This is a genomic window from Acinetobacter endophylla, from assembly GCF_053543775.1.
The window spans coordinates 58,971-66,794 of sequence record NZ_JBLVOM010000259.1; the positions used below are offsets into that span (position 1 = coordinate 58,971).

The 7,824-nt window shown below is 46.1% G+C and carries 5 protein-coding genes and 6 tRNA genes; 4 read left to right on the forward strand and 7 right to left on the reverse strand.

The features are described 5' to 3' along the window. Positions 1-29 precede the first annotated feature (29 nt). The 4 genes from yccS to ACNPNW_RS14800 all read left to right on the forward strand — a co-directional run bounded on the left by yccS (position 30) and on the right by ACNPNW_RS14800 (position 6,549). The gene (gene yccS, locus ACNPNW_RS14785) at positions 30-2,204 is read left to right on the forward strand and encodes a YccS family putative transporter (protein ID WP_448767097.1); all 2,175 of its coding nucleotides are present in this window, start codon (positions 30-32) and stop codon (positions 2,202-2,204) included. An 85-nt stretch (positions 2,205-2,289) separates the two neighbouring features. Beyond that, entirely contained in the window at positions 2,290-2,850 is a 561-nt protein-coding gene (locus ACNPNW_RS14790) for a YcxB family protein (RefSeq protein WP_004280696.1), read from the forward strand. Between the two features lie 169 nt (positions 2,851-3,019). Beyond that, a complete protein-coding gene (locus tag ACNPNW_RS14795) occupies positions 3,020-5,650 on the forward strand; it encodes a PepSY domain-containing protein (protein ID WP_253174378.1) in 2,631 nt (876 codons plus the stop codon). A gap of 104 nt (positions 5,651-5,754) precedes the next feature. Further along, positions 5,755-6,549, forward strand: coding sequence for a YdcF family protein (locus tag ACNPNW_RS14800; protein ID WP_253174377.1), 795 nt, complete (start codon positions 5,755-5,757; stop codon positions 6,547-6,549). A 23-nt stretch (positions 6,550-6,572) separates the two neighbouring features. Here ACNPNW_RS14800 and ACNPNW_RS14805 read toward each other — a convergent pair whose 3' ends face one another. From ACNPNW_RS14805 to ACNPNW_RS14835, 7 genes are all read right to left on the reverse strand, one after another. After that, a complete protein-coding gene (locus ACNPNW_RS14805; RefSeq protein ID WP_195725681.1) occupies positions 6,573-7,034 on the reverse strand; it encodes a DUF2750 domain-containing protein in 462 nt (153 codons plus the stop codon). 72 nt (positions 7,035-7,106) lie between these two features. Continuing rightward, positions 7,107-7,182 (reverse strand) — tRNA-Val (locus tag ACNPNW_RS14810). 105 nt (positions 7,183-7,287) lie between these two features. Further along, positions 7,288-7,364, reverse strand: a tRNA-Asp gene (locus ACNPNW_RS14815). Positions 7,365-7,376: 12 nt separating this feature from the next. Further along, positions 7,377-7,452 (reverse strand) — tRNA-Val (locus tag ACNPNW_RS14820). 69 nt (positions 7,453-7,521) lie between these two features. Next, positions 7,522-7,598, reverse strand: a tRNA-Asp gene (locus ACNPNW_RS14825). A gap of 14 nt (positions 7,599-7,612) precedes the next feature. Next, positions 7,613-7,688 (reverse strand) — tRNA-Val (locus ACNPNW_RS14830). Between the two features lie 21 nt (positions 7,689-7,709). Continuing rightward, positions 7,710-7,786: transfer RNA gene (locus ACNPNW_RS14835), tRNA-Asp, on the reverse strand. Positions 7,787-7,824: the final 38 nt, after the last annotated feature.

Sequence of the window (7,824 nt, forward strand, 5' to 3'; positions counted from 1 at the left end):
CTCTAAGACTGCAGTATAAAGGACGACCTTTGAAATCTTGGCTCACTCGTCTCAAGCAAACCACCTATAATACGACCTTGATGTATAACCTGCGCATGATGACGGCATTTGCAGGTACCGCCTTTGTTCCCTATTTTATGGGACAACAATTGATGACAATTCCACTGACTTTAGGCGTGGTCGCAGCCGGTTTAAGTGATATTGATGACCGCTTTTCGGTGCGGATTTTAAATCTGCTGTATACCTACATTGGCTTCTTTATTACCGCAGTGGGCGTATATCTGCTCTTTCCTTATCCCCTGCTATTTGCCTTGGCCTTAATTGTGTCCTGTATTGCCCTGATTTTGCTGGGTTCACTAGGGCGACGCTATGCCACGATTTCTTACGGCTGTCTGGTGATTTCCGTTTATTCCATGCTCGGGGTAGAGCTGTTTGATGAATGGTATAAACAGGCTGGTTTATTGGTCATCGGCGCGATGTGGTACGGTCTGCTGTCGACCCTCAGTTTCCTGATCTTCCCTGCCCGGTTGGCGCAAGACAAGCTTGCCATTTCCTATTCTGCGCTCGGTGACTTTTTATATGCCAAGTCCAATCTGTTTGATGTGGACATGACCCCGAAAAGCTATCAACAAAGCATGATTGAACTCTCGCTGGAAAATGGCAAACTGATTGCGATTTTTAATGAAATGAAAACTGCCCTTTTGACTCGCCTGAAAGGCGACCGTGGGCAAAAAGATACCCGTCGCAGCCTGCAATATTATTTTGTCGCGCAGGATATTCATGAACGTGCCGATTCAGCGCATATTGATTATCAGAAACTGGCCAAGATTTTCCAGCATAGCGATATCCTGTTCCGCTTCCAGCGCATCATGTCAATTCAGGGCAAAGCCTGTAAGGACCTGAGTGAAAGTTTACTGATGCGCAAACCCTATGTGCATAACCAGCGCTTCAAGCATGCGTTTGACAACCTGAGACAGTCTCTGGATAAGTTACGTCAGGAGCAGCATTATGATCAGGTCTGGATCAGTGCCCTGTTTGCGCTGTTTCAAAACCTGAAATCGATTGATGCCCAGTTACGCAATCTGGAAACCGAGCAAAGTATCAAGTCCGAGCGTTTCAAACATATCGAAAACCAGCTCAGAGATGATGACCTGAAAGGCTGGGATGACATCAAGATTCGGATTAAACAGCATTTGACACCCGAGTCGGTGCTGTTCCGGCATGCCATTCGCCTGTCGATTGTGCTGCTGATCAGCTATATCTTCGTACAGGTCAGCAATATTGAATATGGTTACTGGATTTTATTGACCGCACTCTTTGTCAGCCAGCCCAACTTTAACGCCACCAAACGCCGTTTACGTCTGCGTATTGTCGGTACGTTGGTCGGTATTATTCTAGGTTATGCCATTTTGTATTTTGTGCCTTCCATCGAAGGACAATTATTGCTTCTGGTATTCAGCGGAATTCTGTTCTTTGAATTGCGCAGTAAACAGTATGCACAGGCCACCGCCTTTATCACGATTTTAGCCTTGATCAACTTCAATCTGGACGGTATGGGCTATGCTGCGGCCATCCCGCGTATGATTGACACCTTGATTGGCTGTGCCATTGCCTGGTTCGGTGTCAGCTTTATTTTTCCAGACTGGAAGTTCCGGCGTTTGCCGCGCAGTATCAAACGCAGCTTGCAGGCAGAAGCAGATTATTTGAGTGAAGTAATCGAGCAGTATAAATCGGGACGTAATAATGGCCTGAAATATCGGATTGTGCGCCGTGCGGCCCATAATACCGATGCCGAGGTGGCTTCACTAATTTCGACACTGGCTACTGAACCGGATATTGATCCGGTACAAAAATCGCTAGCCTTTGAGTTCCTTTGTCTGAACCATACTTTTATCAGTTATATTGCCGCACTGGGCGCACACCGGGAAAAAATTGAAGATCAAGACATTCTGAATTTACTGGACAAAGCACTCGAGAACATTCGTGGTGCATTGTTACGAGATGAAATGCCCGATTTAAGTGCGCAAAATATGATTGCTCATATTCGACAGCGCCTGGCTCAAGATCAGGAGCAAGATCAGAAATCCTTGATCATTTTGCAGCAGCTGTCTTTAATGTTCAGTATTTTAAAGCAGTTGAGCCAACTGAAACAAAGTTTGAGCCATGAGCGTGATGAACAGGCAACTGAATTAGGTTCATTATAATTTGGCTGATTTTGGAACAATATACTCACTGAATTGGTACAATTAGTGCTAAACTTTTTACAGTTTAAAATCTGCTAATTTCATTATGACCGCGAAAAATTTATACGCTTATACCCTACAGCCTGTGAACTATGAAATTTCAGAAGCCGAGCAGCGTCATGCTCAGCTGGTGATCTGGCGTAGTACCAATAAAATTGGCATGAAAGCATGGCTGATCATGGGTGCTGTTGTTGCACTTTCTATTCTGGGCATTCTGCTCCTGAAGAACTATTCTACCGTCTTCTGCTGGGTGGCCATTGTCTGTGTAGTGTTGTATTACCTGATCCGTACCTTTGGTCTGGAATGGTATGTTAAACGCAAGATGAATGAGTTTCCGGTACAGGAAATCAAGGGTGTTCGCCTGGGCGTACAACCACATGGCATCGTGATGCGCCAGAAAATGGGCATGCAAGAAGGTGTTGGCGCGATTAGCTGGAAAGACATCTATGAATGGTACAACACACCAGAATTCATGTTGGTCAATTTCAAAGTAAAAGGCCAGCAAGGTGCGTATATCCTGCCGAAACGTCTGGACAGTAAAAACTTCTCTTTCGCCACGATTCGCAAGCATCTGGAAGCCGAAGTCGGCGCAGCAAAACAAATCTAAACTGTTCTTTCTTCAGTGAAAAACCTCCTGCCCCGGCATGGAGGTTTTTTTAATCTCAAAACAATAAATGATAATGAGAATAAATATTATCCTCAACACCTATAATTCGGGCTCAAACTTCAGTTATAATTTTGCCACTTTTATAGATCTCACCCTTAATCTGACGACCATGTTTAAAAAGACATTTTTCCAAATCCACTGGTTTCTGGGGATTACAGCAGGTTTAATCCTCTCGATAATGGGGGTCACTGGCGCAATCTATTCCTATGAACAACAAATATTAAAATGGATGAATAGCGACAGTTATACGGTTCAGGTTCAGCAACGTGACAAACTCACGCCTGCCGAACTGTATCAGCACTTTAACCGTACTGCGCCTGACATGAAGATCAACAGTATTACCGTGGCACAAGATCCGAGTGCTTCGAGTACCGTGAATGTTGCCAAAGAAGGGGCACGGCGGGGTCAGAACATCATGATCAACCCGTATACTGCGGAAGTCTTGCCAGAAATTAAGGGTCGGGAATTTTTCCAGTTTGTTCAGCAACTGCATCGTAATTTGACGGTTGGTCCAGTAGGTAAGCAGATTACCGGTGCCTGTACCCTGATGCTGATCTTTTTTGTCTTGTCAGGTCTGTACCTGCGCTGGCCGAAACGTCATTCGATCAAGCAATGGTTCTTTGTAAAACCTCAACTGAAAGGCCGTAATTTTATCTGGGATCTGCACGCTGTTGTGGGAACCTGGGTGGTGATTTTCTACCTGATTCTGGCCTGTACCGGTCTGTACTGGTCTTATGACTGGTGGCGCAATGGCATGTTTAAAGTGCTGGGTGTGGAACGCCCGCAACCGGAAATGCAGGCCAATGCCGGCAATAACCGTGGTGAAGGACGTCCAGGCGGCGAACGTGGCCCACGTGCTGAAGGTGAAGCACGAGGTGAAGGCCGTCAGGGTGGCGAACTCGGTGCTGGTCGTGAAGGCCGCGAAGGTCTCAGCCCTGAAGCTACTGTCCGTGCATTGGACCAGAGCTGGATTGGCTTTAACACTGAATTTTCAGATAAGTATTCTACTGTAACGTTTAACCTTCCGAAAAAACCGGATGGTGAAATGCAACTGAGCTTTGTCGATCCAATCGTTCAGCATGAACGTGCACGAAACAGTGCCACTTATAATTACCAGACAGCTGAATTTACCAAAGTTGAGCTGTATGAAGATAAAAAGCTCAATGAAAAGATCATGAGCAGCATGTTACCGGTGCATCGTGGCAGCTTCTTCGGCCCGATCTACCAGTTCTTTGCCATGGTCGCAGCCTTGTTGATGCCGTTGTTCTTCGTGACCGGCTGGATGCTTTATCTGAAACGTCGCAAACAGAAACGCTTAACACTGGCAGCACGTCAGGGTGCGACTGCAGTAAACCTGGATGAAAATGCAAAACCGTGGCTCATCGCCTATGCCTCACAAACAGGGGTTTCTGAGCAACTGGCTTGGCGTACAGCAACTGCCCTGCAGGAAGCACGTCAACCGGTAACAGTGAAGCCGGTACAACAACTGACGCTTGCCGATTTACTGCAAACCGAACAGGTATTATTTGTTGCCAGTACCTATGGCACGGGCGAAGCACCAGATCTGGCTTCTTCTTTTGAGAAAAAAATCCTGTCTGCTCAAGCTGATCTCAGCCATTTAAGTTATGCGGTATTGGCTTTAGGTTCTCAGGAATATCCAGACAGTTATTGCAGTTTTGGCCACCGTATCGATCAGTGGTTAAAACAGAATGGTGCCCAGCAGCTATTCAATACGATTGAAGTCGACAATGCCAATAACAAGCATATCCAGCAATGGAATAATGCACTCGCACAAGTCACTCGACTTGAGTTACAAGCGATGAGTATCGATAAGACCTTTGATCACTGGAGTTTGAGTAAACGTGAAGTCCTCAATCCGGGTAGTCTGGGTGCGCCTGCCTTCAATATCGAACTGACCCCTGAGCATGAAGCCGTCTGGCAAGCAGGTGATATTGCCGAGGTTCAACCAGGGAATAGCCCAGAACGTATTCATGCATTTATGCAAAAGCACCAGATTACAGCGGGTACACAAGTACCTTCTATGCAACAGAATATTGAACAGGCACTCTGGGATCGTGATCTGACTCAGGCTGAACCTTTTGATTCTCTGGATCAGCTCCTCACGCAATTACCGGCTTTGGCAACACGTGAATACTCGATTGCCAGTATTCCAAGCCAGCAAGTTTTACGCTTGGTGGTACGTCAGCAAACCGATGCTAGTGGTAATCTCGGTCTGGGTTCAGGCTGGCTGACCCAGCATGCGGCGCTGAATGCGCCAATTGCCCTACGTATTCGCAGCAATGACTCTTTCCACCTGATTGATGACAACCGCCCGATTATCTGTATTGGTAATGGTACCGGTATTGCGGGACTATTAAGTCTGCTCAGTGCGCGTAACCGTCAGGACTATAGCCAGAACTGGCTGATTTTCGGTGAACGTCAGCGTGAACACGACTTCTTCTTTGAAGAAACCATTCAGGCCTGGCTGCAAATGGGAACCCTGAAACGTCTCGATCTTGCATTCTCGCGCGACCAGCAGGAAAAAGTCTATGTACACCATAAACTGCGCAAACAGGCTGAAGAGCTAAAAGCCTGGATTGCTCAAGGTGCAGTGATTTATGTCTGCGGTAGCATTAATGGTATGGCCAGCGATGTGGATCAGGCCTTGACTGATATACTCGGTGAAACAATGCTAGATCAATTACGTCTGGATGGCCGTTATCGTCGTGATGTATATTAAGATAACCTGATATGCTAAAAACCGGGCTCAATGGCCCGGTTTTTATTGAAGATACAAAAGCAATAATAAGAATATGAATATGAATAAGAAAAAAGGAACCCTGGATGCTCAATCAACTTAAACGAAGTCTCAGCCTGATCTTTGGCTTGATCCTATGTATCAATAGCATCTGGTTACTGAGCCAAGGTCAGAGGCATTTTGCTATTGCTCTGTCGATCTTCATTGGGGTGGCACTCATCCTGTATACCTTGTTTTTTTCATCTATTCAGCGCTGGAAACAGAATTCCCGATTCAGAACCTTGTTCTGGAACAGTCTCTGGGGCGGATTTTTATTCTGGATCATCAGTGTCGCGGCTTTCTTCGCTTATATCCAGATATCAATCAACCCAAATATTCCGGCACGACCTGCTGCAGCGATTTTAGTATTAGGTAGTGGTATTAATCAGGGCCAGCCCTCACCCATCTTAAAAAATCGTCTGGATACCGCAGCAAAATATGCAGAACGATATCCGAATACTTTAATCATTATGACCGGTGGACGAAATTTCTGGGAAAGACAGAGCGAAGCTGAAGTCATGCAAAGTTATATCCACACGAACTATCCGCAGCTCAATAACCCCATTAGCTTAGAAGATCAAAGCAGAAGTACTCAACAGAACCTGCAATATTCTCAGGCAATCTTAAAACAGCAGCATATTGATCGAAATAAGCCCATCGCGATTGTCACCAGCGATTTTCATAGCCCTCGTGCCCGTGCCATTGCCAGACATCAGGGCTATCAGCAAGTGATCAGCCTGAGTGCCAGCACACCTCAGAATGTTCGCTATAATTCGTGGTTACGCGAATACTTTGCTTTGATTAGTGGCTGGCTACTGAATGAATATTCGTTGTTCCAATAAACACACTGTTTAAAACAAGATAATTAATTTAACCGGATCTGCCTAGGCAAAGGCATATCCGGATTTTTAAACAGTTCCGGCTTTTGCACATAAATCTGATACAGATAATTTTTGATATCGAGTAATAATTTTTCGGGTGCTACCAGAATATTCTGCCCTTCTGGGGTCAGATCAAGCGAAACAATGGTACTTTCCTGACGTAAAAAGGGAATGACTTTCTCTACAAAATCCTTGAGGCTAATTTCCTGAATCTCGTAATTTGCCCAATTGTCTTTAATCAGCAGTCGAGCCAGACCTTTACTTTGCCAGCAGGCAAATGCGCGCTGTCCAGTCGGTGTGGCACATAAGGCCCAGCCATCTTGGTAGAGTGCAAAAATGCCAGCATTGGAAACAATGGCTTCAATATATTGCTTATAAAGCTGTTGAGGATCGAAAGCAGTTTTTTGGGATTTGGTCGCGGCTTTGCGCTTATAGGGATTTCTCATGGTCGTGAAATCTTAATATTATTATAATAAAATTAGATTCTAAGGAATAAATAGAGTTGAAGCAAGAAGATATGGTGGGCGCTGACGGGATCGAACCGCCGACATTCTGCTTGTAAGGCAGACGCTCTACCAACTGAGCTAAGCGCCCTGAGAAAACAACAGTGTTGTTTTAAATGACGCAAGACCAACAAGGAATGTAGTCTTGGTATCTTGAAAACTCAGATCTCAGAAATCCAAGCTTCTCATCTTAGGATGGCGCAGCGGACGGGGCTCGAACCCGCGACCCCCGGCGTGACAGGCCGGTATTCTAACCAACTGAACTACCGCTGCATCGTAAGAATCTGGTGGGCGCTGACGGGATCGAACCGCCGACATTCTGCTTGTAAGGCAGACGCTCTACCAACTGAGCTAAGCGCCCTGATAAAGAGTGTCAATCTTTAGTTTATTAAATTCAGGCTCAGGGACCTCAATTTAATTTCTTTTGAAATGGCGCAGCGGACGGGGCTCGAACCCGCGACCCCCGGCGTGACAGGCCGGTATTCTAACCAACTGAACTACCGCTGCATCGCAAAAGAATCTGGTGGGCGCTGACGGGATCGAACCGCCGACATTCTGCTTGTAAGGCAGACGCTCTACCAACTGAGCTAAGCGCCCTCAAAAGGTCTATCGTATAAATGGCGCAGCGGACGGGACTCGAACCCGCGACCCTCGGCGTGACAGGCCGATATTCTAACCAACTGAACTACCGCTGCATTTATACAATGTCGCTATTGTGGCAAACGAAAATCAA